Source organism: Alteribacillus sp. HJP-4 (assembly GCF_042139015.1).
Classification (GTDB): Bacteria; Bacillota; Bacilli; order Bacillales; family Marinococcaceae; genus JBHIKY01.
In genome coordinates, this window is sequence record NZ_JBHIKY010000040.1 from 1 (window position 1) to 23,327 (window position 23,327).

A 23,327-nucleotide genomic window follows, 5' to 3' on the forward strand; every position below is an offset into this window, starting at 1 on the left:
TACATGGATTACTATAATCACGAAAGAATAAAAGAAAAACTGGCCGGTTTGAGTCCGGTACAATACCGAACTCAAACCAGCCAATCAGCTGCATAATAAAAACTCTAACTTTTGGGGTTCACTACCCTGCCGGGCTCTTTTTGTTTGAACATCTACAATGATATCATTATGAATGACGGGCAATTATGTGTAAAATTTATATTGAAAACTATTTGGAAGGAAGAGGGGGAAACGGGTTGAACAGAACTGTATTTTTAATGCGCACGGCAGCGATTTATGCCTTAATTGGAATTTTTATGGGCTCTCACATGGCTGGAGCAGGATCATATGCGCTGAGGCCGATACATGCTCATATTTTAGTGGTGGGCTGGCTGTCTCTTTTTGCTTTTGCCGTATTCTACCGTACTGTACCGATTCCTGCTGCTTCTAAGCTCGCTAAAGTTCATGTTGGATCCGCATTAATTGGTTCAATCGGCCTTACTTCCGGAATGTGGCTCTACAATGGGATGCCTGATTCTATATTTGTCCTTGTATTTTATATTGTGGGAGGAAGTGTCCTGCTGCTCTGTTTTACGGCATTCACTATTATGACCTTTAAGTATGGGCATGTAATGAGGGATGCAGGTGAAAAATAGGAAATGGTACGTTTTAGTTTAGATGGAAAGGGTACGAGTACATAATCATTATTAATAAATAGAATGTAGATTTTAGGAGCGAAACATCATGAAAAAGGTGCGCAACGGGAAAATGCAATTAATTGCTCACCGCGGGTCCACAGGCCGCGGCATCAGGGAAAACACGCTGGAAGCATTTACTAATTCAATTCAGCTCGGGGCAGATATGATAGAAACGGATGTAAGGATGACAAAGGATGGAAAGCTGATCTGTTCTCATGATCCAGACTGGAACGGTAAGCTGATCCGTAAAATGACTTATGCTGAATGGAAAAATCAAACAATTACTTACGGATGGAAGCCGCCGCTTCTTACAGAAGTGCTTACGCTTTGTGCAGAGGTTATCCCCCTGAACATTGAAATGAAGGAGCCTGGGCTGGAAAAGGTCGTTATTGAAACGCTGAGAAAATCCTTTCCTTTAGAGGATGTCATTTTATCATCATTTGAAGACAATATTATCACAAAGGTGAAAAAGGAAGAGCCGGCTATTCAAACCGGATTAGTAGTCGGCAAATCACTCTTTATGAAAGGTGCCCCCGGCTTTTCTTTTCAAAACGATTCTTACCCGGACAAACGTTTAAAACAAACGAGGGCCGATGCAGTCTGTCCCCATTATCGAATTGCCAAAAAAGACTTTATTTCTCGTTTACAGAAAAAAGGCTATCCGGTCTATATTTGGACAGTAAATAAAGAGGATAAAATGAAAGAACTGCGTAGTCATGGGGCTGATGGTATTTTTACAGACGATATCGAACGTGCCCGGCAGGCCGCTCAAACGTCTGATGGAGAGTCCTGACGCCTTCGTTGTCAAAAGAGCCCTTAGCATGTATCATCAAAAGTAACGAAAGTATAGAAAGGAAGTGTAATAATGGCAAGAGTTGAAAGCTTTGAACTCGATCATACAATTGTGAAAGCTCCTTACGTCAGACATGCCGGAGTACAAAAAGTAGGTACAGACGGAATTGTAAATAAATTTGACATTCGTTTCTGCCAGCCGAATAAACAGAACCTGCAGCCGCCGGTGATTCACACACTGGAGCACCTGCTTGCATTGAATATTCGCCACTACGCGGAGGCTTATGATCATTTTGAAGTCATTGATCTTTCCCCGATGGGCTGCCAGACTGGTTTTTATTTGATTATGAACGGAGAACCAGAGGTGTCAGAAATTATTGATATCCTTGAAAAGACGATGCAGTATTCTCTTACGCTTGAAGAAGTGCCGGCCGCAAATGAAACTCAGTGCGGACAGGCGAAGCTTCATAATTTAGAAGGCGCCAAGAAGTGGATGAATTACTGGCTCGATCAGGACAAGGAGCAGTTGAAGGAAATATTTTAATTTTATCAGTAATTATAAGAACCTGCTGCGGGGATGAGCCTGAAGCAGGTTTTTTTGAAAGAATATGTTGATTTCATCCCTGCAGGCGGACGCTTTCCGAGGGGCTTGGTCTCAGCATCTCGACATCTGACGCTGCCTAAGGCGTCGTTCCCTCAAACTATTCCCACGACGCACAGGACGTGCTAGTGTCGATGTTGGCCACAGGACGTGGCCGGTTTTAATCGACCTGGAGTCGCGGCCATCCGTTCTTCAATTGAAGTATTTACCCGGTTTTTCTTAGAAAATCGCAGGTGATCTGGCCCAGGGATGCTGGATGCGGAAAGGAGAACGGTTATTTTGTTAAAATCCCCACTTTACAAAGGGACGGCGGACATCATGGACCTCTGTCACGTTTCACTAAAGTATTAATTACTCTCATAATACGTCCGTGCTTCATCAAGAATAGTTTTCATATCATAAGAGGTGGAAGGGCTGGTGTCAGCTTTCAAAACATGGCTCATCAGCTTTAAGGCATGCTCATTGTCCTCTACAGAATTCGAAGCAGTGCAGTCGCCGGGAATAAGAAGCTTATAATCACGCATATAAGCATCATTAGCAGTAAAGTGAATACACATATTTCCTGCGACACCGGTGATAATTAATGTTTTTACCTCCAGATAATCAAGCAGCAGGTCAAGCGGGGTTGCAAAGAAAGCAGAAAATTGCGGTTTTAACACAAAATAATCGTCTTCATCAGGCTCAATCATTTCCGTGATCGGTCTGCCTTTTACATCACTTTTACAGTGGGCAACCAATTCACGGAAATCGCTCTGCCAGCGGCCATAGTTATCGTTGACGTAAATAACCGGCACTTCTGCGGATTTGGCAGTTTTCTTTAATGCTTGTACATGCTGAGCTGCCTCATACGCCTGCGGGTAAAGCTTCTCACTATCTTCAAATTCCATATCATTGATCATATCTATTATAAGAAGGGCTGCGCTTGCCTTTGCTCCAATATGTGGAGTATCTTGTTCTGTCATAGTACCAACCGCCAATCTATTGATAGTCTCGTAATAATGTACCCTTTTTGAAAGAAAATAAATATGAAATTATACCTCCGCATAAAATCTTTAATATGATATGATAAACGGTAACTAAGCATTAGTGCTTCTTCATGGAAGGCAGGCGCAGGGAAAGGAGTCAGCGAGATGGACGAAAAGGAACTGGAAGTCTTAAAAATTATCGAGGAAAATGCCAGACTGGACACCGCAACGATTGCAAAGATGGTAGATCTGCATGAAGCGGAAGTCCGAAAGGTATTAAATAAATTGGAAGAAAAAAAGGTGATTCTCAGCTATGCAGCAGTCGTAGACTGGAGCAAGGTTCACGACCGTGAAGGTGTTACCGCCATGATTGACGTTAAAGTGACGCCCCAGCGCGGCGTAGGCTTTGATGAAGTGGCAGGCAGGATATATCGTTTCCCGGAAGTGAAAGCTCTATATTTGATGTCCGGTGCCTACGATCTTTCTGTTGTAATAGAAGGTCAGACTATGTCTGAAATTGCCAGATTTGTTTCTGACAAACTTTCCACACTGGAGTCCGTCATTTCCACGACGACGCATTTTCAATTAAAGACATATAAGCATGATGGTGTTATTTTTGAAGAAGAAGAGAAGGATGACAAACGAATCGTGGTGTCTCCATGACGATCTCATCGATTAAGCAGCAGCGGTTGTCACATGCGGTGCAAAGCATTAAACCATCGGGCATACGCCGTTTTTTTGACATGGCGTCCACGATGGAAAATGTCATCTCCCTGGGGGTTGGAGAACCGGATTTTGTCACTCCCTGGAACGTAAGGGAAGCAAGTATATCTTCGATGGAGCGTGGATTCACGGCCTATACGGCGAATGCAGGGCTGCCTGAGCTCCGTTACGAGATTTCCACGTACTTATATGAACAGTTCAGCACTCCATATGATCCGGAAGCAGAGATAATTGTCACCGCCGGGGCGAGTGAAGCAATAGATATCGCCATCCGCTCTCTCGTAAATCCTGGAGAAGAAGTGATCGTGATTGAGCCGAGCTTTGTATCGTATGCGCCGGTCATCTCACTTGCCGGAGGGGTGCCGGTACCGATCGGAACAAAAAAGAAAAATGGGTTTAAACTTACAAAAGAAGAGCTCGAACAGGCAGTCACTCCCAAAACGAAGGCAGTTATGCTGTGTTTTCCCAACAATCCTACAGGAACAGTGATGAATAGAGAAGAACTTGCTGCTGTAGCCGAAGTCGTTGAAGAACAGGATCTGCTTGTGCTTTCTGATGAAATTTATGCTGAATTGAGCTATGATGAAAAGCACTATAGCTTTTCACGCCTGCAGGGAATGAGAGATAGAACCGTGCTCATCTCCGGCTTCTCAAAAGCGTTTGCGATGACGGGCTGGAGGCTTGGTTATGTTTGTGCCCCGCCGGATATCACTGCAGCGATGCTGAAGATTCACCAGTACACGATGATGTGCGCGTCCACCCCTGCACAATTTGGAGCGCTTGAAGCACTGCAGCACGGACGGGAGGACGTTGACCGAATGGTAACGAGCTACCGGCAGCGCCGTAATTTTATCGTAAAGGCCTTCAGTGAAATTGGACTTTCCTGCCATCTTCCGGGAGGAGCGTTCTACGCTTTCCCCTCGATTGAACAGACTGGCATGTCCTCGGAAGCGTATGCAGAAAATCTGCTGAAGGAGGAGCGGGTAGCTGTAGTTCCCGGAAACGTATTCGGAGCAGGTGGAGAAGGACACGTTCGTTGTTCCTATGCAACATCAATGGATTCGCTTCAGCTCGCGGTGGAGAAAATGGGAGCATTTATTGAGCGTAATAAGTAAGAAATTTCTGGCATTCAGCCGGACTCATAAGCTGTAAGTAAAAAAAACCGCGTCTGCATTCAGCAGGCGCGGTTTTGCCGTTTCTCTTTATTATCACTGTGTTAAGGGGGAGAAGTGAAAAATAAACAACGGCTGAGGGGGAGAAGAAAAATTTGCTATTTCCCTCTACTTGCTCGCAGCAAGAAGCGGGCTATCCTTCTCATACCCCTTCAAACATAAAGATAATCCTACATTGTAAAAAATCCTACCAAATTCCTAAAACATCGAGAAAGGCGAAAATTATCGCAACGGGAGTTACAAAGCGTATGATAAAGAACCATGTGTTGAAAAAGCTGGTGCCAAGTGATGATCCTCTCAGCAATTCGTCCTGCAGCTCCGCCCTGTTCATTTTGAGCGGGACAAATATTGAAATGAGAAGGGCTCCGAGAGGAAGAAGTATATTAGAAACGAGATAATCTATCTGATCAAAGAAGATTTTATCAAACAGGAGCCACTCAGAAAGCAGTCCGAATGATAGGTTGGATGGGATGCCGAGAATGAAAATGCTGATACCCGCTATCCAGGCAGCTGCTTTTCTGCGTCCTGGGCTGTTTCCTGCAACTGAAGATACCACAATTTCTAATAATGAAAATGCTGAGGTTAAGGTTGCGAAAAGTAACAGCAGTAAAAACAACGACAAAAATACAGCTCCAAAGGCCATTTCACTAAATACTGCCGGCAATACTGTGAAAATCAGGCTCGGTCCCTCGTTCGGCTCCAGACCAAAGGCAAATACCCCGGGAAAAATGGCAAGGCCAGAAAGCAGTGCGATAAGAATACTTAATCCGACGATAGAGGATGCGGAGCGGACTAAATTATCTTTTTTGCTCAAATAAGAGCTGTACGTAACCATGATGGAAACGCCGAGACTTAAAGAAAAGAACGCCTGGCCGAGCGCAAATAAAATTGTGTCACCGCTCACTGCACTGAAATCCGGCTGAAGAAAGAATGTTACGCCTTCCATCGCTCCATCAAGAGTAAGAGAGCGGATGACAAGAATCAGAAAAATAAGAAACAATGCAGGCATCATAATACTGCTTGCCCGTTCAATACCCTTTTGAATACCTCCCTGCACAACGATAATAGTTACAATGATAAAGGCAAGGTGAGAAATGCCTACTTCCCAGGGATTAGAAATTATCGAACCAAACAAATCCTCATGGTTCCCGCTCGCAGGATCTGTAAGGGACCCGGAAAGACTTCTAACAAAATAAGTAATAATCCATCCTCCTACAACGGCGTAAAAAGATAGGATTAAACAGGAAGAGATAATGCCAAGAATGCCAAGCCAGTGCCAGGCAGTTCCGGGAGCAAGCTCCTTATATGCTTCCACCGGCGGCTTCTGTGTTTTTCGGCCAACAGCAAATTCCGCCAGTAATAATGAGGTGCCGAGAACTAATGTAAAAAATAAAAATATTAGAAAAAATGCCCCTCCACCGCTCGTTCCAGTAACATAGGGAAGCTTCCAGACAGCGCCAAGACCGATCGCAGAACCAGCAGCGGCTAAAATAAAACCGAGTCTGGAGGACCACTGATCTCGTGTATTATTCATAATAAACTCCTTTCAAGTCTCTTCTAAACATTTTTTAACCATATCGAAATTAAAAGAAGCTTGTCAAGCGTAATGGAAGAAAAAAATGTCAGCTTTGAACTGAAAAGTTATGGAAATTGCGGCTGGAATTAAATTGTGTTATAATTTATTGGTTAATAAGATAGTTAGGAGATGTTTTGATGTCAGTACAGCAGTATGAAGTTGGCAGCATAGTAGAAGGAAAAGTTACAGGTATTAAACCCTTTGGAGCGTTTGTAGCTCTTGATGAAAATAAACAAGGACTCGTTCATATATCCGAAGTCGCTCATGGGTATGTAAAAGACATTAATGATGCACTTACCGTAGGAGATCAAGTAAAGGTGAAAATCAAATCCATTGATGCGGATTCCGGGAAAATTTCTCTATCTATCCGTGACACCGAGCCTGCTCCGGAAGGAAAAAGCCGTCCGCGCAGCGGAGGAGCCCCAAAAGGCGGAAACCGCACTGATAATCAAAAAAATCAAGGATTCAATACTCTTGAAGATAAACTAAAGGATTGGCTGAAGCAATCCAACGAAATTCAAGCAGATTTGAACAAGCGAATCCGCAAATAATCATGTTATATAAAAAGGCTTGCCTGGAAACTGCTGCTTCCACGACAGGCCTTTTTTTCGTATAAGCACTTGCGCTGCTATTACCTCTGCGGCTCGGGGCTGCGTTCCATTTCCTCATCGGGCTTCATTAAGATAGAAATACAATAAAGTCCGGCGATACCTACAATCGCGTAAATAACCCGTGACATTGCTGCGGCCTGACTTCCAAAGATAGCTGCGATGAGGTCAAATCCAAAAAATCCAATTAAACCCCAGTTTATAGCTCCAATGATAGCCAGGACAAGAGCTGTCCGCTGTAATCCGTTCATAAAGCGTTCACCCCCCTTCAAAACAAAGATAATAATATATATGCATGAAAAAGCGCCTTTTTCGCTCGTACCTTTATGATGTAATAAAAAAGCCTTCTTTATACAATTTTTTTTAAATGTTCCAATGTATCCGATTTCACACAGAAAAAACTTGATTTGCCGTACAGGCTTCTTTACATTTGAAAGAGAAGACATATTTTGGAGGAGATCAAATGCCTAAAGCAATAAAATTAGATTACAGCAATGCCGGATCATTTATTAGTGCAGAGGAGATCAACCAGCTTCAGCCCGCTGTTAAAGCAGCACATCAGGCACTGCATGAGAAAACAGGTGCTGGCAGTGATTTTCTCGGATGGGTTGATTTACCAGATAATTATGATAAAGAAGAATTTGAGCGGATTGAAAAAGCTGCTGAGAAAATCCGCAGTGATTCCGATGTACTGATTGTCATCGGCATAGGCGGCTCTTATCTTGGTGCCAAGGCTGCCATTAAAGGCCTGAGCCACTCCTTCCGCAACCAACTCAGTAAAGAATGGCGCGGCGGACCAGAGGTTTACTTTGCCGGCCATCAAATCAGCCAATCTTATATTCATGATTTAATGGATATGCTGGAGGGCAAGGACGTATCCATCAATGTGATTTCAAAATCCGGTACTACAACAGAACCAGCGCTCGCATTCCGGATCTTTCGCGAGTATCTTGAAAATAAATATGGCAAAGAACAAGCAGCTTCCCGGATTTATGCAACAACTGACAAAGCAAAGGGCGCTTTAAAGACGCTTGCGGATGAGGAAGGATATGAAACGTTTGTCGTACCAGATGACGTCGGCGGCCGCTATTCTGTGTTAACCGCGGTCGGACTGCTCCCGATTGCTGCAGCTGGCATTAATATTAAACAAATGATGGCTGGTGCTGCTGATGCCATGAACGAGCTCGCAAACGATAATCTTTCGGAAAACAATGCCTATCAATACGCTGCTCTTCGCTATGCCCTTTATCAAAAAGGAAAAGCGATTGAACTGCTTGTGAATTATGAGCCGCGGCTTCACTTTGTTTCTGAATGGTGGAAGCAGCTGTTTGGAGAAAGCGAAGGGAAAGACGGGAAAGGCTTGTTTCCGGCATCCGTTGATTTTTCAACAGACCTTCATTCAATGGGTCAGTATGTCCAGGAAGGGCGCCGTCATTTGTTTGAAACCGTACTTCAAGTCGAGCATTCCGGTAAGGACATTATAATGAAAGAAGCAGACAGTGATTTGGACGGCTTAAATTATTTATCCGGCGAGACGATGGACTTTGTAAATAAAAAAGCATTTGAAGGTACTCTTCTTGCCCACACCGACGGCAATGTTCCGAATCTAATTATTAATATTCCAGAAATGAACGAGTATTATTTTGGTTACCTTGTGTATTTCTTTGAAAAAGCATGCGCCATCAGCGGCTACATGCTCGGAGTAAATCCATTTGACCAGCCGGGCGTTGAGGCATATAAGAAAAACATGTTCGCCCTGCTTGGCAAGCCTGGCTTTGAGGAACGAAAGATTGCCTTAGAAACCCGGTTAAATAAGTAATGATTGAACCTCTGCCCTGCACTGCCAGGGCAGTTTTTTAAAATGACAAGAAAGCTTAGATTTAGTTGTTTTCATCACTGCAGGCGGACGCTTTCCGCGTGGCTTGGTCTCATCCTCCTCAACAAGCTGACACTGCCTGCGGAGTCCTTTTCCTCAAACTATTCCTGCGACGCACCGGACGTGCTAGCGTCGATGTTGGCCACAGAGTGCCATGGAATGAACACAATAACGAGCCTGCTGCATTTTTTCCTGACGACAGGGAAAGGTAAGAAAAATACTGTCTGAAGGAGTGACAGCGAAATGAAGCAGGTGCAATCGCGCGTCGAAAATCATCAATTTGTACTGTATGATCTTGAGAAAAAGCTGAAGCCGCTCGGTTACGTTATTGGCAGTGGCTGGGATTATGACCATGGCAGCTTTGATTATCGCATGGCAAATGAAGGAGAGTATCATTTTTTTCGGATTCCCTTTAAAGCAATCGATGGAGAACTCGAACAAAAAGGAGTCAAAGTAGAACTCGGCTGCCCGTTTTTACTGACCCATAAATATGAGGATGGAATTGACGAAGAAGTTACAACCTCACATTCCCTGGTGGACCAATTTGCCGAGCCGGAGGATAAGGATGCAGAAATTCCACAGAAATATATCGATATGGGGAAGCGGTTAAACAAGGAATTAGAAGAAACACTGCTTCATTGAGCAGTGATTTCCGGAGGTCTTAGGAGCCTAAAAAAACAGCATCCCTGGAGGTTGCTGTTTTTACCACCCTCTGCTATTGTTTGTAGAGATCAAAAACGAAGGTGTAGGGGAGATTTAACTTGGTACAGGCGATTATTTTCGGTATTGCTATTTTTATCGGCTGGATTGTAATGGATGTCACAAAGGAAAAACGGCTCCGGAAGGAAAAAGCGGCTGAATCCCTCATTGCCGGGATTGTCGGAGGGATGGGATGGTTTCTGCTCGATTTATTGTTTACATAGCTGGTAATCGAAACGATTGTGTCTAACCTGATTAAAATTCGACCTTATCCTGATTGGTGACAATTAATAATGTTTTTCCTTTGTCTAGTTCTTCTTCGAGTTTTTGTGCTTTCGATTGATCAAAGCCGATTTCTTTCATTTTTGAGACCAGCTTATCGCTTTTGCCTCTGAAAATGTTCTTCGTTGCAGTTCCTATACCTGTTACTTTTACTCCGACCTTGTTGGCATCTGTTTTCTTTTTTGTGCGTCTCACATGATCATTGTCGTGGGCGGGATGAAAATATCTTCATCTCGAACACCTTCCTCACGGAGATGATCTATCGATTCACTTAACGTTTCATCATTGTGGAATAGTTTATATTTTGGTGTCATCTTCAATCGCCTCCTTTTGAAAAATTACCCTTTAAGGAAATCGAGTAAACTAATGTGGGAAACTTGGTTAAATGCATTCTCTGGGGTAATTAAATTTTCCTCTTGATATTTAGGAAGCTGCCGTTATATAATATTTATTGTCGAGTTAAAAATTTTCTAAAGTCGGGGCCATAGCTCAGCTGGGAGAGCGTTTATATTGAATACACTACCCAGTATTTTTAAACCCAAATATGTACTATATTTTTAATGGGGCGTTAGTTCAGCGGGAGAATGCTTCGCTGGCAGCGAAGAGGTCGGGGGTTCGAATCCCCCACGCTCCACCATACATAACATTAACGACATTGTTTTTCGTGTATACGAGAAACAGTGTCGTTTTTATTTACATTATAAGCTTTTTATATTTACCCTTATAACCACAAAGTTTTGTAATTGCTCTTTCTAGAAAATAAACTCCTTGTGAATAAACAATAAATTTCGAGTCTTTTGATTTAAAGATATCATTTTTTTTCTGTGGATGGATGAGATTGTTTCTACAATCTACAAACATATATACACCATCGTTGTTATATTTTTTTATTATCGTATGGTCTATAAAATTTCCTCTAATATTCCTAGATATATTTAATTGGTAGAATAAGAGTCTAAGAATATCTGTTGCACGTAGTTTATTGTAAGCCTCTCTATCTAATATTTGTTCTTGGATTACAAGATAATTCCAAGCTATCTGTTCTAAAGCGATATGAATTGAAATGATTTTATTTTCCATCATTCCATCCATATTTAATGTGAGATACCATTCTAGCACAACCTCTAGAACATCTCTCCATAACTCATCACTTAATTTTTGGGACACTTGTGAAAAAAAAATATTGAAATCATTGATAGCTCCTATTGGAACCCATCCGTAATTGAATTGGAAAGGATAAATATGACTCTCTTTAATTATGTAATTCTCCCAATTTTTAGCATTATTTTTATAACCAAATTGAATGGGAATGAATACTTTTTGTGCACTACAAAAAGATAAGTACCATTCTATTTTTGATACTACTTCTTCAATTTCATACGTCATAAAGCTTTTATTATTTTTTTTTGAAATAGACCCTATGTGAGTAATGTCAAATGATCTATTTCTTTTTAGATCATCATAGTGTGTCTCAATATTTTTATCAGGTCTAAATTCAAAATCAATTATCCAATCATCATGTTCAAAGTGATATTCTGTTTGCTTAAGATAGGTTAATCCAATATGACTACAATTCATTATAAAAAATATGACTCTATCAACCATAGTGTGGTTTGAAGATATTTCATTTAAATAGAGTGTAAATTCTTGAATTTCATCATAATTCTCATTTACATAATGGATTTCTGAGCCTCTTTCATATATATGATGATTTTTCTTTGTTTTGATTTCATAATTTGTTGAAAACAGCTCAATGTTTCCTTTTAAAGGGAATGTGTGCTTAGAATACATTATTATTTCTGGGTAAGGTGAAGTTTGTAACTTAATATTTGCGAAGGTAGAAACACTTTCCTGATTACTTATAAATGTAACTTCGTCGTTATAAATATTATATATATCTTCTTTAATTAATTCTGTATATAAAGAATTTTTCATAGAATTTAACCCCACACAATATAGAAAATAATTAACCTACAAATGTTAAAAACTTAACTTTATATCATTCTACATTTCTTATTTTAATAATAATAGTTGAGATTTAAAAATTTGTGATTATATATTTTGAGGGATTATTCAAAATATTTGTAATAATATAACAAATATTAAAGGTTTTTCATTTTTTATAGAGAATCACTAGTAAAAGATTTTAAATAAAGAGGGGAGTATTTTAAATGGTATATATTACTGATAAGCTAAACAAAAGTATATTAGATCCCATCCATGGATTAATTAGAATGTCTGAAGAAGAAATGGAAGTTATTTCTCATGAATTGTTTAATAGACTTAGAAAAATTAAACAAAATACTTTTCTGTACTACGTCTTTCCTTCAGCAAATCACACTAGGTTTGAGCATTCTATAGGTGTAATGCATTTAGCAAGTGAGATGTTCTTAAATGCTTTTCATAATGCTAATACGTTAAAACAAAAAAGAGAGAAATATGATTTAAAAGATAATGACAATATCTTAAGAATGGAACAATTAGATAATTTTGAAGAAACTTTTTTAAATTTACGTATTGCTGCCTTATTACATGATATAGGGCACGGACCTATGTCTCACTTATTTGATAAATTTGCTCCTAAAAATAGAGATTTTATAAATTTAATTAAAAAAGATGAAAGTCTTTTAAAAGATGGCGAAAATCTAGGGAAAAAACTTACAGATGCATTTGAAAAAATTCATATAGAACAAATGGAAAAAAAGGTGGAGCATGAATATGTATCTTATTATTTTTCATTAATTGTTCTAATAGAAATTGGAATAAGTAATGATCGAATAAAAAAGATTTTAACTATAATGAACGACAAACTTGAATTGTTAGAGACTACTATAGAATTTGATGAAGGTTATACATTTCAAATAACGACATTTTTAAATCACATCGTAGCTGGAGCTCCATTAGATTGTGATAGAATGGATTACTTATTAAGAGATAGTTATTTTACAGGTGTTAAATATGGCACATACGATTTAAACAGATTATTAAAGTCATTATTGCCATTTATAGACACATCACAAAAAAAGGTCAGGTTGGGAATAAAAAAAAGCGGGCTTCCAGCTATTGAGAATTTTCTGCAAGCAAGGTATGAACTTTATATACAAGTTTATTACCATAAAACAAATCAAGCCTGTAATACTATGTTGAAGCACGCAACAAGAGATACTAGAAGTCTAGAATTTTTAAAATTTAAAGATCCTAATGATTTAAGAAAAATGTATCTGAAACTTTCAGACGAATATTTCTTAAAATTAATTAAGGAAGATTTAGAAAAAATTAATAAACTTAATGCGGAGACGATGGAAAATTTATTGAACAGAAAACTATGGAAAAGAGTGCTTGAAAAATATCCATCGAAAGATGAGGGAGAACATGGAGATATCATGGAAAAGTCTATCTATAAAGCTAAGGATTTAATATTGGAGCAATTTCCTATTCTAGAACCATATCTTGGTGTGAATATAATAAATACAAATCCAGTTAAAGATATAGGGGAGAAGGCTGTCTTATTAATAAAAGATGAAGATGAGAATTATCAGATTGGACAAGAAAACGGTTGGGTTGAAGATTCAATTATATTTCAAGCTTTATCTAAGAAATTTATGGTCGGGAGAATCTATTTGCAAGTGGATTCTAACGATACGGAAAGTAAGGAGACTTTCCGAAAAGTAAAAAAGGAATTACATTAAGGTTTTAGAGGATAGCCAAGATACGAAGTCTGACTCTTATAAACATAAGAGTCAGACGAAATTTTTTTATAGTTTTATAGGAAAGAAAATGACTTTCCTATAATTGCACTTTTAATTATCTTTAAATAATTGTTTGAGGTATTCTTGTTTTAATACTGGTAAAAGTTCCTCGTTAAATTGCTCATTAAATAACTTTTCAACTTCCTCAAATTGTAAATTCGAAGGGGCAGGGTAAAACACATGCACTTCAAAGAGCTTCGTTCGAAATATATCTTCCTTGACTACACAGTACCCTTTTTTTTCGTGGTCATAATAAATTTCTTTTATCCTCATGGCTAAATACCACCTTTCGATTATTTAATAACTGAATTATACACTAATAATTCTGAATATTAGGATAAATAATTAAAACCCTACTTTATAAGGATGATTTTGCAAGTTACTGGACTTTATGTGCTTTTAAAATGAAATCATTTTATTGGGAACGAAAAATAACAAAGCTAGCTTCTCTTTAAATACACTGATTAATCGCTTTGAAAGAAGAAAATAAATTCCGATAATATTGGAATATTGTGGAAATTGGTTGTGAAATTAAAGGGGAGAGCGTTTATATTGAATGCACTACCCAGTATTTTCCAACCCAAATATGTAATATATTTCTAATGGGGCGTTAGTTCAGCGGGAGAATGCTTCGCTGGCAGCGAAGAGGTCGGGGGTTCGAATCCCCCACGCTCCACCATACATAACATCAACGACATTGTATTTCGTGTAAACGAGATGCAGTGTCGTTTTTAATTTACATTAAAGCTTTCTATACAAACTTGAATTGTTAGAGACTACTTAGAATCTGATGGAGGTAATACATTTCAAATAACGACATTTTTAAATCACATCGTAGCTGGAGCGCCAATGTGACGCCGCCCATACCCTGAATAAATGAAATACGTAGTTATAAATAATGAAAGTTCTTACTACAGGGAATCGCAGCGGGCAAAGTTTATGGAAAAATATTCATAAAAAGTAATTGTTTTGTGTAAGTCTCTGAAATATAATAAAGAAGCTTATAAAAAGAGTATAGGGGGGCTCAATGAATAAAAAACAGATCATTACTTTTGGAAGTATCGGTTTTATATGTGTCATGCTCTGGAATAGCTTTTCTAATGACAAGCTAGATGCAGAATATTATGGAAAAGTAATAAATATTATTGAGGAAATAAATCACGAATTTTCTATCATGTCGGAAAACATACCCTTAACCATGGTTGAACAGAATTATGATCAAGATTGGCAAAATGAAATAAAAAAATCTTTACCAAGAATAGAAATTTCAATGAATCATTTTGATAATGCGGCATTTTTGTTTGATGAGGCAGAAAATAGGGCCGGAGAAGTAATGGAGGCTTTACAAGAATAAAAAGGGGGCTTTTGTAAATGTCGTATACGTGTACGATAAAAGGAGAAAACAACGATGAAAAATGAAAATGGAAAATGGTCTTTGAAAAGCTGCCTTGGGTGCTTGGGGATGAGTTTTATTTTTATGTTTGTTATCGTGGGCTGCTCGGCTCTATTTGGAACGTTAGATTCATCAGAAACCACAGGGGATACCGTGGCAGAAGAAGAGCAGGCAGAAGCAGCAGACGAGCAGGAGAAGGAAGAAAAGGCAGCAGCGGAACAGAAGAAGAAGGAAGAAGAAAAAGCGGCTCAGGAAGAAAAAGAAAAAGCGAAAGAGCAAGAGAAGAAAGAGAACGAAGAGCAGAAGAAAGCTGAAAAAGAAGCGAAAGAAAAAGAGAAAGAGAAAGAGAAAGAGAAAGAGAAGAAAGAAGAAGAGAAGAAAGAAGAAGAGAAGGCAAAAGCAAAAGAGCAAAAGAAAAAAGAAGAGGCTGAAAAAGCAGCTCAGGAAGAAAAAGAGAAGAAAAAGGCAGCAGAAAAGGCCAAGAAGAAAGAAGAGAAAAAGAAAAAAGAGGCGGAAGAGGCCAAGAAACAGGAAAAGAAAAAAGCGGAGAAGAAAAAGGAAGAAGAAAAAGCAGCATATATTTCTGAAATGTCTGATCATACTACCCGTTTTAGTGACGTATTTTATCGTCTTTCCGATCAAATGTATTCTGTTGATTTCTCTGATGACTGGATGATTAATACGGCGGTGATTTTAGCAGAAATACAGATGCTAATAGATGACGCAAGGGACATAGAAGCGCCAGAAGAATTAAAGGACGTTCACACTCTCTATCTTGAAGCAATGGACGAATACGAAAAATCTATTGAACGTATTACCACAGGAATAGATAATTATGATGCCTTAGCTCTGCAAGAAGCAATGTTATATATTGAGAATGGAAATACAAAAGTAGAAGAATCAACTGAAAAAATGCTTGACTTATATTAAAAGGGGGGCTGTATCATAAATGATACTTGCCCCTTTTGCATGGTTAAAAAAGCAGGGGACAAGTCCTTCGCTTTCGGTGGGCAGCGCTTCAGCTAACCGGGCGAAACCCGCGCCCGGCGGATCTTCAGCCGCTGCTCTTCCCACGGGAGTCTTCGGACTTGTCCCCTGCTGTCTTCTATTTAGGTCACTACTTTTTCTATAAAAAGGGGCTTTTGATACAGCCCCCTTTTTGCTGCTCTTATATACGCTGTACGCACACGTTTACGATTTATTTTACTGTTAATTTATATTCTCTAATACAGAATCGGACGTTACAGTCAATGGCAATCAACAAAGCTTGGTTCTTCTGCCGTGATGAGCCAATCCCGACAAAAGCAATTAATGATATGTATCCTTCTAAATTTGCATATCCCAAGTTTATGGTTATTCATTCGTTAATAAATATATAATTAAATTACAGGGACTTACAAACGCAAGCCCCTGTTGAATTATTGTTCTTTAAAAATTAAATAAGCATGGTTGTTAGCAATACTTACACTTTCAACTACATATTCATCATACCCTAATGGTTTTTGATTTGAATCAATTAAAGAAAGGGCAAAACTTTCAACAAAGCCGTAACCATCTACCTCATTAACCACATGGTAAGAATTGTCTTTTTTTATAAATGTTTTAGTCGTACCTATTACTCTTGAATCGCCTGATATAATTATCTTCTCCTTTATAAAAATTTAATAAACATCTGTCGTTTGTGAAAAAGAGCTTAGTTCAGACCGGGAAAAAACCCAAGAGGTATGTCCATAAGTCATTCATTTGTTTTCCACTTGAGCAATTTGTAAGCATATCGGCATTCATATTCCTAATATTATACAGATTACCCGTTCATAAATTGTTTTGAGCATTCTTTAGCTGATTTTAATTTGAGTAAATAATCTTCATCTCTTAAGCCATCAACAAAATAAGCAGCAAAATATTTATTTTTTGAATATGACTTACTTTGTAGGACTCTAATTAAATCAATTTCGTCATAAGTAACTTTTTGTCTCCCAGTAAAAATTTCACCGTCTTTTATAAAGGGCAGTGTTGGTGATATACCAACTATTTCACCTTCTAATTTAATATTAAAAGAAAAAGAAGAAGAAATAAACCTAGCATAATTGTAGGGAAGCATTATTTGATCCATCTCATATGGTGGACCACTAGATGGATCAAAATTAGTTAATATAATCTCAGCCTCGTCTTTTTCATTGTATTGATTGTAAAATTTTAATATTTCAAAAGCTGATTTAAGAAGACCTTTAGGGCGCCTATCGTCTAAAATATTATTTATTATTAAGTCATTTAACTTAACTAATTCGGAATAAGTTTTTTTAATAGCTAAGTCTATTCTTAAATCAGTTCTGAGATAATCATTTTTTAATTCAGTTCTAAAACTGCCTTGCATTTTTTTATGGTTATCAATAAAAAAATTAACGTTTAATAGTAATTTAGACTCTCCATATAACGACTGGACAGCATCTGTAAAAGGGGGGATATGTGTGTGATAGCTCAAATTTCTTAAATTATATACAATTCTGTATTCAATATTATTATCATAGATTTCAGATAATTTTTTGTTGAATAAATTAAAAAGATGCGTATTATCATTATTTTCTCTTTTTAAATAACTGTTCCAACGATCGACAAAGCTAACCACTTTAAATAAAAAGTCACTTACTCGCAATTCAACTTCAAAAAGATCTAATGTGTCCCAATCTACAAATGAAGTATAGGCTTTGGTTAAGGGTTTAATAATTTCTAATTCGACATGCATTGAATTTACATCAGCTATAGCTTTTTTTATCTCATGTGCTTTTTCTTTATCTATTCTATCTTTTATTACATAATCACCATTTGAATATTCAGCAACCTTGATAATTATATCACCTCCTTCTGTTAAAATTTCACATACAGCCACTAGGGTAGTGGAGCTTATTATATTTTATAGACGTGGTCAATATATGGATTAAGTTCTCCTCTAAATAAAAACGCATAGATTCGACTAAGGGGCTAAACTTTCAATTATTACCATCGCATAGCCCAGAAGGGACTGTCAATTATCTTTAAAAATTTGTTGAAGGTATTCTTGTTTTAATACTGGTAAAAGTTCCTCGTTAATTTGTTCAGTAAATAACTTTTCAACTTCCTCAAACTTTAAATTCGAAGGAGCAGGGTAAAACACATGCACTTCAAAGAGCTTCGTTCGAAATATATCTTCCTTGACTACACAGTACCCTTTTTTTTCGTGGTCATAATAAATTTCTTTTATCCGCATGGATAGATACCACCTTTCGATTATTTAATATCTGAATTATACACTAATAATTCTGAATATTAGGATAAATAATTAAAACCCTACTATATAAGGATGATTTTGCAAGTTACTGGACTTTATGTGCTTTTAAAGTGAAATCATTTTATTGGGAACGAAAAATAACAATAAAGCTAGCAACTTTTTATATCACTTTGAAAGAAGAAAATAGTATGTTAATTTCTAGGTAAATTGGAAAATATTAGTAATTTGGTCGTGAAATTAAAGGGAGAGCGTTTGGCTGGCAGCCAAAAGGTCAGGGGTTCGAGCCCCCTTGGCTCCACCATATTTTGAACAAAGTTTAATACATATGAAGCAATAACGCTGGTTTGAGGAACTCCTCCACCCAGCGTTATTTTATTAGTTAAAAGTATTAGCTGAAGCATAGCTGGGCATGTCTGCTGCCTGTGGGGATTGGTCCAAGCTTCAAATAATCAATGAGCATTTATCAAAACATAAAATAAGCTTGTTGTATCTCCTCCGCTTTTATTTAAACAATTTTCTGAGCAGACGGCCCGTGGTCCGTCCGGCTGCCCGTCTAGCAAGTCTTTCCCCGATGGTTCCGCGCTTAACTGCATTTACATCACCCAGTATTCGGCTCGTCCGGTAGAGTATTCTGCGAATTTTACCAAGACTCATGATATTCCCCCTAAATGAAAAATTTTTGTAGACCAATTAATTTTATAGTAAGGCAGCATTTGAAGTAAATCAAACGAATACTTATATTCATTTAGGTAAGAAATGAGAAAAAGATAATACAATGTTAGACAATAATTTTTCTGTCTTTTCTGTATAATTGCATATAAAATAATATTATAAATGTCAACAGCCTTGAACAATAAATTGGTAAAGGAGAAGGCCAAATGAAAGATCCTCATGATTCGCATAACAATTTGTTTTGGACTCTCGATACATTATTTGGGAATCATTCAGATGCCATTTGTATGTTAAATACTGACGGAGAACTGTTATATGAGAATCAAAAGGCTGCTTCGATGTTTGGTTTTGCCTGACGATCAGTTGAAAACCTAGCTCTCTGGATAGGTCAATTTGCTGCAGAAGAAGAAAGGGAGACTTTTCATTACTATTTCTATCAGGCTTTAAAAGGAAAAACCAATTCTTTTCAAATAAAATCAAACCAGCTTCCAGAAACAGCTGTTACACTAACCATGGTTCCGAATGTATTAGATGAGAAAGTATCAGCCATTACCCTTTACATAAAAAATATGACCGTAGATCCCACGGCGGACTTACCGCTTTTTCAGACATCAAAAGACCTATGCAAATCGTTTATTGAAAATAATAGAGATCCGATACTTTTATTAGATCTTGAGGCGACGATTGTACTGGCAAATCAAGCTTTTTCCCAGTTGCTCGACTGGAGAAAAGATAATCTGGAAGGTTATCACATAGTAAAGTGCCCTCCGATCCCTCCTCAGCTAGTTAATCAAATGAAAATTTATTACCAAAAAATTGTCAATAATAAAGGAGAGAGGGATACGACAGAGAGTCCATTACTTGAAACTATACGTATTAAGAATGAAGGAAAAGCACACTATATGATGCTCTCTATCACGTCGATTCAGGATTATTCCGGCAAAGTCTGCAACTGGGCGGTCCATTTAAGGGATGTAACCGCCCAAAAAGAAGCGGAAAAGAAATTGCTTCGTGCTGAAAAATTGCTATCTATCGGAGAAATTGCTGCTGGAGTCACCCATGAAATACGAAATCCATTAACCTCTCTTAAAGGATTAACAAAGCTAATGAAGACAGAGGAGATCCCGAATTACAAATATCTCGATGTGATAGGACACGAAATCAATCAAATCGAATCGTTTATCGATGAAATTTCACTGCTGGCTAAAATTAAAGTTAAACCTACGAAATTCGCAGATGTTAACGGCATCGTACAAAAAATGATTTGCCTGCTAGAGCCTCACGCTATAAAAAACAAAGTTTTTATCGAATATATATCAGATGGACTTCCAGAGATATGTTGTGAGGAAACACTGTTGGCCCAAGCCTTTTACAATATTATGGAAAACGGAATCGAATCGATGCCAGAAGGCGGCCGATTAAAGATAAAAGCAACTTCTCAAAAGGAATTTATCCGTATTCATATTCTTGACCAGGGTACCGGTATGCCGGAGGATTGAATTTCCAGATTGGGTGAGCCATTGTATTCAAATAAGGAGAAAGGTATCGGCCTTGGTTTGACGTTAACGTATAAAATTATTGAGCAGCATCACGGCAAAATTACCGTGAGCAGTCAAGTAGGAAAAGGAACGCAGTTTTCTGTTCTCCTGCCGGTGTCCTAACTAACAGATAAAGCGTTTGTTTCACACATTGAGTGCGGACAGGCGTTTTTTTCTTGCCAAATTTTCTATGATGCCTTACCATAAAAGTGTACTAAGTGTACTAAGTGTACTAAATGAATTAATACACTTAAAGGGAAGGAGGCTGAAAATGTGTACATTGTGCTTGATCCAAAGAGCAGCCGGCCAATTTACGAACAGATCATCCATAAAGTAAAAGAACAGGTCGCTCTGGGGGTGGCGCTTCCAGGTGATAAGGTGCCCTCTGTCCGTGAAATGTCTTCGCAGTTAATGGTGAATCCGAATACCGTCAGCCGCGCATATAGAGAGCTGGAAGGCATGGGTATTTTTGTGACGATGAGGGGAAAGGGGACATTTATTTCTGACAGCTTCCGTGCTGCTAATCAAGAGGAAGCTAAAAGGCGTGTGCAGGAAAAAGTGAAAGAAACAGTACTTGATGCCATTTATGGAAATGTAGCAAAACAAACTTACAAACAATGGCTTGACCGCTATTACAAAGAGCTGGGAGGTGGAGAGTCCCATGAGGATTGAAAAAGTAACAAAGCAAATTAATAAGAAAAACGTGCTTAAAAATGTGTCCTTTACTCTGCGCAGGGGAAGCATCACGGGTGTAATTGGAAGAAACGGGGCAGGAAAGACGACTCTCCTGAAAATCATGACCGATATTTACCGTCCAACAGAAGGAGCAGTGGAGATTAATGCGCGAAACATATCAATCCATCCTGATGCGAAACAGGAAATTGTATATGTTCCTGATTCCGCAGAAGCGATTAAGTCATATTCTACCTCAGAAGCGATGAAGCTTTATGCTGATATTTATCCAGGTTTTGATAAGGATTATTATGATGAGCTGATGAATAGGTTTAGACTTGAATCAGTAAAAAAGGTAAAAAATTATTCCAAAGGTAAAAGGGCATTATTTTCTTTAATACTTGCTTTTTCCGCCCGCGCCTCCTATGTTCTGCTTGATGAGCCGACGGATGGGCTGGATGTCATTGTAAAAAAGGATATTTTAAAAATGATACTTGAGGAAGCGGCAGAACACGAGACAGCTATTATTATTGCGTCCCATCGGCTTGATGAGCTTGAAAAAATTGCCGATCACTTACTTATTCTGGATAACGGCAGCGTCACAACGGAAATAGTACTGGATGATTTAAAAAGTCAGTATAAAAAAGTACAGGTGGCGTTTTCGGAGCAGCTTCCGGAGGATCTAGAATTATATGTACATATTCTCGAACAAACAGGCCGTGTGTATGTGCTGCTGCTGGAGAAAAATATTAAAGAGATGGAGCAGCGGCTGCTGGCAGCAAAACCGTTACTATATGACACCCTGCCGTTATCGCTAGAGGATATTTTTATTGCAAGGCTGGGAGGGAAAGAAAATGTCAGCTAAAGTGTTAATAAAAAGGGACATAAAACAAACTTCCCTTATTTTATGGGGAATAGTCGTTATCAGTCTTCTGCAGTTCCCAGGAAGCGCAATTTTAATGCTCGAGGATTGGCGCGCGACAATTAAAGACAATTCATTTCAGCTGACAGAAAGGCAGATGGAACAGAATTTCGTGTATGACTTACAAAGCCTGTTCGAGGGAAGCGGCTTTATCGTGCTGCAGATGGTCATTCTGGTATTGCTTGCGGCCGCACTGCTTGGGGCAGAACGAAACAGCGGCAGGCATGATTTTCTCATGTCACTGCCGTACAAACGCTCCACTATCTACTTTTATAAATGGTTTATCGGCACTGTGGTATTTATTCTCAGTCACACCGTCAGTTATTTTCTTGCCTATGCCCTTATTGCCGGGTCAGAATTCTCACATGTGACGGCTGAATTCCCGGTGGCGCAGAATTACGTAAAAACTCTGATCACATTAGTGGCCATTTTTAGCTTTGCCTTATTTATAGGAACGATAGCGGGAGAATTAATTTCTCAAATCGTATTGACGTTTATTTTCTTATTTTTTCCGACTGGTTTCTGGAATTTACTGCAAACGTTATTTTCCATACATGGGGGTTCCGAAATTTTCATCACTCCTGAGTGGATTATAACAATAACACTGCCTATCAATGCGTTAACTCCTTATAATGACAATCTTTTTCCATATGCTTGGCTTATTCTTCTGATGACAGTTATTAGTTATGCGGCCGGGAGATGGCTGTATGAGAGAGGATCGAATGAACATAATGGAGAATTTTTAATGTTCAAGCAGCTGCATGAATTCTTTATCATCGGGGTGACGCTCTGCTTTGGCTTATTAGGCGGTGCTGTCACTTCAAGCATTGCTGCGAATATTCATAGTATCTATCAGCTGGCAGCATACTGGATTGGCGCGGGTGCAGGCGTTTTGTTTTCCTATCTTGTGATCAAGAAAGTACTGCAGATGAAAACGCTCCAGTCAAAAACAGCATAAAAAAAGCCTGGATACTTTGGTGTGGTGCTGCACCCTAAAAGTTAGAGTAAAAAACTAACGTTTGGGGTGTTTTTATATGGCTAAATATAGTGATGATTTTAAATTTAACGTGGTGAAAGAGTATCTAGAAGGTTCGTTGGGGTATAGGTTGTTGGCAAAAAAACACAATATACCGAATAAACAACAA

General features: G+C 38.5%; 29 protein-coding genes and 2 tRNA genes. 21 read left to right on the forward strand and 10 right to left on the reverse strand.

The window, feature by feature from the left end:
- From ACE4RR_RS20575 to ACE4RR_RS20590, 4 genes are all read left to right on the forward strand, one after another.
- On the forward strand, nucleotides 1-96 hold a 96-nt coding region (locus tag ACE4RR_RS20575), incomplete at its 5' end, for an IS3 family transposase (RefSeq protein ID WP_375536912.1).
- A gap of 140 nt (nucleotides 97-236) precedes the next feature.
- Complete coding sequence (locus ACE4RR_RS20580) at nucleotides 237-635, forward strand: hypothetical protein (protein WP_375537314.1); 399 nt, start codon at nucleotides 237-239, stop codon at nucleotides 633-635.
- Nucleotides 636-723: 88 nt separating this feature from the next.
- Nucleotides 724-1,470 (forward strand): glycerophosphodiester phosphodiesterase, encoded by a 747-nt coding sequence (locus ACE4RR_RS20585; RefSeq protein WP_375537315.1) that lies wholly within the window; start codon nucleotides 724-726, stop codon nucleotides 1,468-1,470.
- A 72-nt stretch (nucleotides 1,471-1,542) separates the two neighbouring features.
- The gene (locus tag ACE4RR_RS20590) at nucleotides 1,543-2,013 is read left to right on the forward strand and encodes an S-ribosylhomocysteine lyase (RefSeq protein WP_375537316.1); all 471 of its coding nucleotides are present in this window, start codon (nucleotides 1,543-1,545) and stop codon (nucleotides 2,011-2,013) included.
- Between the two features lie 404 nt (nucleotides 2,014-2,417).
- Here ACE4RR_RS20590 and ACE4RR_RS20595 read toward each other — a convergent pair whose 3' ends face one another.
- A complete protein-coding gene (locus tag ACE4RR_RS20595) occupies nucleotides 2,418-3,032 on the reverse strand; it encodes a cysteine hydrolase family protein (RefSeq protein WP_375537317.1) in 615 nt (204 codons plus the stop codon).
- 168 nt (nucleotides 3,033-3,200) lie between these two features.
- On the opposite strand from ACE4RR_RS20595, the gene ACE4RR_RS20600 reads away from it, so the two are divergent.
- Together ACE4RR_RS20600 and ACE4RR_RS20605 are read left to right on the forward strand one after the other, a co-directional pair.
- The gene (locus ACE4RR_RS20600; RefSeq protein ID WP_375537318.1) at nucleotides 3,201-3,698 is read left to right on the forward strand and encodes an Lrp/AsnC family transcriptional regulator; all 498 of its coding nucleotides are present in this window, start codon (nucleotides 3,201-3,203) and stop codon (nucleotides 3,696-3,698) included.
- On the forward strand, nucleotides 3,695-4,873 hold the full coding sequence (locus ACE4RR_RS20605; protein ID WP_375537319.1) for an aminotransferase: 1,179 nt from the start codon (nucleotides 3,695-3,697) through the stop codon (nucleotides 4,871-4,873). The genes ACE4RR_RS20600 and ACE4RR_RS20605 overlap by 4 nt, the downstream gene beginning before the upstream one ends.
- A gap of 244 nt (nucleotides 4,874-5,117) precedes the next feature.
- Here the strand turns inward: ACE4RR_RS20605 and ACE4RR_RS20610 are convergent, their stop codons facing one another.
- The gene (locus ACE4RR_RS20610; RefSeq protein ID WP_375537320.1) at nucleotides 5,118-6,464 is read right to left on the reverse strand and encodes a sodium-dependent transporter; all 1,347 of its coding nucleotides are present in this window, start codon (nucleotides 6,462-6,464) and stop codon (nucleotides 5,118-5,120) included.
- Between the two features lie 179 nt (nucleotides 6,465-6,643).
- Between ACE4RR_RS20610 and yugI the strand changes: the two genes are divergently transcribed.
- Nucleotides 6,644-7,057: a S1 domain-containing post-transcriptional regulator GSP13 gene (gene yugI / locus ACE4RR_RS20615; protein WP_375537321.1), complete on the forward strand. Its 414-nt coding sequence runs from the start codon at nucleotides 6,644-6,646 to the stop codon at nucleotides 7,055-7,057.
- A gap of 80 nt (nucleotides 7,058-7,137) precedes the next feature.
- On the opposite strand, the gene ACE4RR_RS20620 is transcribed toward yugI, so the two are convergent.
- Nucleotides 7,138-7,365 carry a DUF378 domain-containing protein gene (locus tag ACE4RR_RS20620; RefSeq protein WP_375537322.1) on the reverse strand — a complete coding sequence of 76 codons (228 nt, stop codon included), beginning with the start codon at nucleotides 7,363-7,365 and terminating at the stop codon, nucleotides 7,138-7,140.
- Between the two features lie 212 nt (nucleotides 7,366-7,577).
- Between ACE4RR_RS20620 and ACE4RR_RS20625 the strand changes: the two genes are divergently transcribed.
- The 3 genes from ACE4RR_RS20625 (at nucleotide 7,578) to ACE4RR_RS20635 (ending at nucleotide 9,913) form a co-directional block, all read left to right on the forward strand.
- On the forward strand, nucleotides 7,578-8,933 hold the full coding sequence (locus tag ACE4RR_RS20625; RefSeq protein ID WP_375537323.1) for a glucose-6-phosphate isomerase: 1,356 nt from the start codon (nucleotides 7,578-7,580) through the stop codon (nucleotides 8,931-8,933).
- Nucleotides 8,934-9,233: 300 nt separating this feature from the next.
- Nucleotides 9,234-9,632 carry a YugN-like family protein gene (locus tag ACE4RR_RS20630; RefSeq protein ID WP_375537324.1) on the forward strand — a complete coding sequence of 133 codons (399 nt, stop codon included), beginning with the start codon at nucleotides 9,234-9,236 and terminating at the stop codon, nucleotides 9,630-9,632.
- Between the two features lie 119 nt (nucleotides 9,633-9,751).
- Complete coding sequence (locus ACE4RR_RS20635) at nucleotides 9,752-9,913, forward strand: hypothetical protein (RefSeq protein ID WP_375537325.1); 162 nt, start codon at nucleotides 9,752-9,754, stop codon at nucleotides 9,911-9,913.
- Nucleotides 9,914-9,944: 31 nt separating this feature from the next.
- Here ACE4RR_RS20635 and ACE4RR_RS20640 read toward each other — a convergent pair whose 3' ends face one another.
- Both ACE4RR_RS20640 and ACE4RR_RS20645 read right to left on the reverse strand, forming a co-directional pair.
- The gene (locus ACE4RR_RS20640; RefSeq protein WP_375537326.1) at nucleotides 9,945-10,166 is read right to left on the reverse strand and encodes a general stress protein; all 222 of its coding nucleotides are present in this window, start codon (nucleotides 10,164-10,166) and stop codon (nucleotides 9,945-9,947) included.
- Nucleotides 10,163-10,285, reverse strand: coding sequence for a hypothetical protein (locus tag ACE4RR_RS20645; RefSeq protein ID WP_375537327.1), 123 nt, complete (start codon nucleotides 10,283-10,285; stop codon nucleotides 10,163-10,165). Before ACE4RR_RS20645 ends, ACE4RR_RS20640 begins: the two co-directional genes overlap by 4 nt.
- Before the next feature lie 248 nt (nucleotides 10,286-10,533).
- Between ACE4RR_RS20645 and ACE4RR_RS20650 the strand changes: the two genes are divergently transcribed.
- Nucleotides 10,534-10,608: transfer RNA gene (locus ACE4RR_RS20650), tRNA-Ala, on the forward strand.
- Nucleotides 10,609-10,664: 56 nt separating this feature from the next.
- Here the strand turns inward: ACE4RR_RS20650 and ACE4RR_RS20655 are convergent.
- Nucleotides 10,665-11,906, reverse strand: a complete 1,242-nt coding sequence (locus tag ACE4RR_RS20655) for a YopA family protein (RefSeq protein ID WP_375537328.1) — start codon at nucleotides 11,904-11,906, stop codon at nucleotides 10,665-10,667.
- A 236-nt stretch (nucleotides 11,907-12,142) separates the two neighbouring features.
- Between ACE4RR_RS20655 and ACE4RR_RS20660 the strand changes: the two genes are divergently transcribed.
- The gene (locus ACE4RR_RS20660; RefSeq protein ID WP_375537329.1) at nucleotides 12,143-13,660 is read left to right on the forward strand and encodes an HD domain-containing protein; all 1,518 of its coding nucleotides are present in this window, start codon (nucleotides 12,143-12,145) and stop codon (nucleotides 13,658-13,660) included.
- 111 nt (nucleotides 13,661-13,771) lie between these two features.
- Here the strand turns inward: ACE4RR_RS20660 and ACE4RR_RS20665 are convergent, their stop codons facing one another.
- Complete coding sequence (locus tag ACE4RR_RS20665; protein WP_375537330.1) at nucleotides 13,772-13,993, reverse strand: hypothetical protein; 222 nt, start codon at nucleotides 13,991-13,993, stop codon at nucleotides 13,772-13,774.
- 331 nt (nucleotides 13,994-14,324) lie between these two features.
- On the opposite strand from ACE4RR_RS20665, the gene ACE4RR_RS20670 reads away from it, so the two are divergent.
- The 3 genes from ACE4RR_RS20670 to ACE4RR_RS20680 all read left to right on the forward strand — a co-directional run bounded on the left by ACE4RR_RS20670 (nucleotide 14,325) and on the right by ACE4RR_RS20680 (nucleotide 16,043).
- Nucleotides 14,325-14,399, forward strand: a tRNA-Ala gene (locus ACE4RR_RS20670).
- 348 nt (nucleotides 14,400-14,747) lie between these two features.
- Nucleotides 14,748-15,074, forward strand: coding sequence for a hypothetical protein (locus tag ACE4RR_RS20675; RefSeq protein ID WP_375537331.1), 327 nt, complete (start codon nucleotides 14,748-14,750; stop codon nucleotides 15,072-15,074).
- 54 nt (nucleotides 15,075-15,128) lie between these two features.
- On the forward strand, nucleotides 15,129-16,043 hold the full coding sequence (locus ACE4RR_RS20680; RefSeq protein ID WP_375537332.1) for a hypothetical protein: 915 nt from the start codon (nucleotides 15,129-15,131) through the stop codon (nucleotides 16,041-16,043).
- Between the two features lie 874 nt (nucleotides 16,044-16,917).
- Here the strand turns inward: ACE4RR_RS20680 and ACE4RR_RS20685 are convergent.
- The 3 genes from ACE4RR_RS20685 to ACE4RR_RS20695 all read right to left on the reverse strand — a co-directional run bounded on the left by ACE4RR_RS20685 (nucleotide 16,918) and on the right by ACE4RR_RS20695 (nucleotide 19,032).
- Nucleotides 16,918-18,000 carry a hypothetical protein gene (locus tag ACE4RR_RS20685; RefSeq protein ID WP_375537333.1) on the reverse strand — a complete coding sequence of 361 codons (1,083 nt, stop codon included), beginning with the start codon at nucleotides 17,998-18,000 and terminating at the stop codon, nucleotides 16,918-16,920.
- A 135-nt stretch (nucleotides 18,001-18,135) separates the two neighbouring features.
- Nucleotides 18,136-18,357, reverse strand: a complete 222-nt coding sequence (locus ACE4RR_RS20690) for a hypothetical protein (RefSeq protein ID WP_375537334.1) — start codon at nucleotides 18,355-18,357, stop codon at nucleotides 18,136-18,138.
- A 522-nt stretch (nucleotides 18,358-18,879) separates the two neighbouring features.
- The gene (locus tag ACE4RR_RS20695; RefSeq protein ID WP_375537335.1) at nucleotides 18,880-19,032 is read right to left on the reverse strand and encodes a hypothetical protein; all 153 of its coding nucleotides are present in this window, start codon (nucleotides 19,030-19,032) and stop codon (nucleotides 18,880-18,882) included.
- A 224-nt stretch (nucleotides 19,033-19,256) separates the two neighbouring features.
- On the opposite strand from ACE4RR_RS20695, the gene ACE4RR_RS20700 reads away from it, so the two are divergent.
- The 6 genes from ACE4RR_RS20700 (at nucleotide 19,257) to ACE4RR_RS20725 (ending at nucleotide 23,140) form a co-directional block, all read left to right on the forward strand.
- Nucleotides 19,257-19,406: a hypothetical protein gene (locus ACE4RR_RS20700; RefSeq protein ID WP_375537336.1), complete on the forward strand. Its 150-nt coding sequence runs from the start codon at nucleotides 19,257-19,259 to the stop codon at nucleotides 19,404-19,406.
- 156 nt (nucleotides 19,407-19,562) lie between these two features.
- The gene (locus ACE4RR_RS20705; protein WP_375537337.1) at nucleotides 19,563-20,549 is read left to right on the forward strand and encodes a PAS domain S-box protein; all 987 of its coding nucleotides are present in this window, start codon (nucleotides 19,563-19,565) and stop codon (nucleotides 20,547-20,549) included.
- A 9-nt stretch (nucleotides 20,550-20,558) separates the two neighbouring features.
- Nucleotides 20,559-20,711: an ATP-binding protein gene (locus ACE4RR_RS20710; protein WP_375537338.1), complete on the forward strand. Its 153-nt coding sequence runs from the start codon at nucleotides 20,559-20,561 to the stop codon at nucleotides 20,709-20,711.
- A 150-nt stretch (nucleotides 20,712-20,861) separates the two neighbouring features.
- Nucleotides 20,862-21,260, forward strand: coding sequence for a GntR family transcriptional regulator (locus ACE4RR_RS20715; protein WP_375537339.1), 399 nt, complete (start codon nucleotides 20,862-20,864; stop codon nucleotides 21,258-21,260).
- On the forward strand, nucleotides 21,250-22,125 hold the full coding sequence (locus tag ACE4RR_RS20720; protein ID WP_375537340.1) for an ABC transporter ATP-binding protein: 876 nt from the start codon (nucleotides 21,250-21,252) through the stop codon (nucleotides 22,123-22,125). The genes ACE4RR_RS20715 and ACE4RR_RS20720 overlap by 11 nt, the downstream gene beginning before the upstream one ends.
- Nucleotides 22,115-23,140 carry an ABC transporter permease gene (locus tag ACE4RR_RS20725; protein WP_375537341.1) on the forward strand — a complete coding sequence of 342 codons (1,026 nt, stop codon included), beginning with the start codon at nucleotides 22,115-22,117 and terminating at the stop codon, nucleotides 23,138-23,140. The genes ACE4RR_RS20720 and ACE4RR_RS20725 overlap by 11 nt, the downstream gene beginning before the upstream one ends.
- The last annotated feature ends 187 nt before the right edge of the window (nucleotides 23,141-23,327 follow it).

What these genes read in the sequence shown, in the direction of transcription:
- ACE4RR_RS20585 (WP_375537315.1), top strand. Translation starts at nt 724, where the DNA reads ATGAAAAAGGTGCGCAACGGGAAAATGCAATTAATTGCTCACCGCGGG.
- ACE4RR_RS20590 (WP_375537316.1), top strand. Translation starts at nt 1,543, where the DNA reads ATGGCAAGAGTTGAAAGCTTTGAACTCGATCATACAATTGTGAAAGCT.
- ACE4RR_RS20595 (WP_375537317.1), bottom strand. Translation starts at nt 3,032, where the DNA reads ATGACAGAACAAGATACTCCACATATTGGAGCAAAGGCAAGCGCAGCC.
- ACE4RR_RS20600 (WP_375537318.1), top strand. Translation starts at nt 3,201, where the DNA reads ATGGACGAAAAGGAACTGGAAGTCTTAAAAATTATCGAGGAAAATGCC.
- ACE4RR_RS20605 (WP_375537319.1), top strand. Translation starts at nt 3,695, where the DNA reads ATGACGATCTCATCGATTAAGCAGCAGCGGTTGTCACATGCGGTGCAA.
- ACE4RR_RS20610 (WP_375537320.1), bottom strand. Translation starts at nt 6,464, where the DNA reads ATGAATAATACACGAGATCAGTGGTCCTCCAGACTCGGTTTTATTTTA.
- yugI (WP_375537321.1), top strand. Translation starts at nt 6,644, where the DNA reads ATGTCAGTACAGCAGTATGAAGTTGGCAGCATAGTAGAAGGAAAAGTT.
- ACE4RR_RS20620 (WP_375537322.1), bottom strand. Translation starts at nt 7,365, where the DNA reads ATGAACGGATTACAGCGGACAGCTCTTGTCCTGGCTATCATTGGAGCT.
- ACE4RR_RS20625 (WP_375537323.1), top strand. Translation starts at nt 7,578, where the DNA reads ATGCCTAAAGCAATAAAATTAGATTACAGCAATGCCGGATCATTTATT.
- ACE4RR_RS20630 (WP_375537324.1), top strand. Translation starts at nt 9,234, where the DNA reads ATGAAGCAGGTGCAATCGCGCGTCGAAAATCATCAATTTGTACTGTAT.
- ACE4RR_RS20645 (WP_375537327.1), bottom strand. Translation starts at nt 10,285, where the DNA reads ATGACACCAAAATATAAACTATTCCACAATGATGAAACGTTAAGTGAA.
- ACE4RR_RS20655 (WP_375537328.1), bottom strand. Translation starts at nt 11,906, where the DNA reads ATGAAAAATTCTTTATATACAGAATTAATTAAAGAAGATATATATAAT.
- ACE4RR_RS20660 (WP_375537329.1), top strand. Translation starts at nt 12,143, where the DNA reads ATGGTATATATTACTGATAAGCTAAACAAAAGTATATTAGATCCCATC.
- ACE4RR_RS20665 (WP_375537330.1), bottom strand. Translation starts at nt 13,993, where the DNA reads ATGAGGATAAAAGAAATTTATTATGACCACGAAAAAAAAGGGTACTGT.
- ACE4RR_RS20675 (WP_375537331.1), top strand. Translation starts at nt 14,748, where the DNA reads ATGAATAAAAAACAGATCATTACTTTTGGAAGTATCGGTTTTATATGT.
- ACE4RR_RS20680 (WP_375537332.1), top strand. Translation starts at nt 15,129, where the DNA reads ATGAAAAATGAAAATGGAAAATGGTCTTTGAAAAGCTGCCTTGGGTGC.
- ACE4RR_RS20690 (WP_375537334.1), bottom strand. Translation starts at nt 18,357, where the DNA reads ATGCGGATAAAAGAAATTTATTATGACCACGAAAAAAAAGGGTACTGT.
- ACE4RR_RS20695 (WP_375537335.1), bottom strand. Translation starts at nt 19,032, where the DNA reads ATGAGTCTTGGTAAAATTCGCAGAATACTCTACCGGACGAGCCGAATA.
- ACE4RR_RS20700 (WP_375537336.1), top strand. Translation starts at nt 19,257, where the DNA reads ATGAAAGATCCTCATGATTCGCATAACAATTTGTTTTGGACTCTCGAT.
- ACE4RR_RS20705 (WP_375537337.1), top strand. Translation starts at nt 19,563, where the DNA reads ATGGTTCCGAATGTATTAGATGAGAAAGTATCAGCCATTACCCTTTAC.
- ACE4RR_RS20720 (WP_375537340.1), top strand. Translation starts at nt 21,250, where the DNA reads ATGAGGATTGAAAAAGTAACAAAGCAAATTAATAAGAAAAACGTGCTT.
- ACE4RR_RS20725 (WP_375537341.1), top strand. Translation starts at nt 22,115, where the DNA reads ATGTCAGCTAAAGTGTTAATAAAAAGGGACATAAAACAAACTTCCCTT.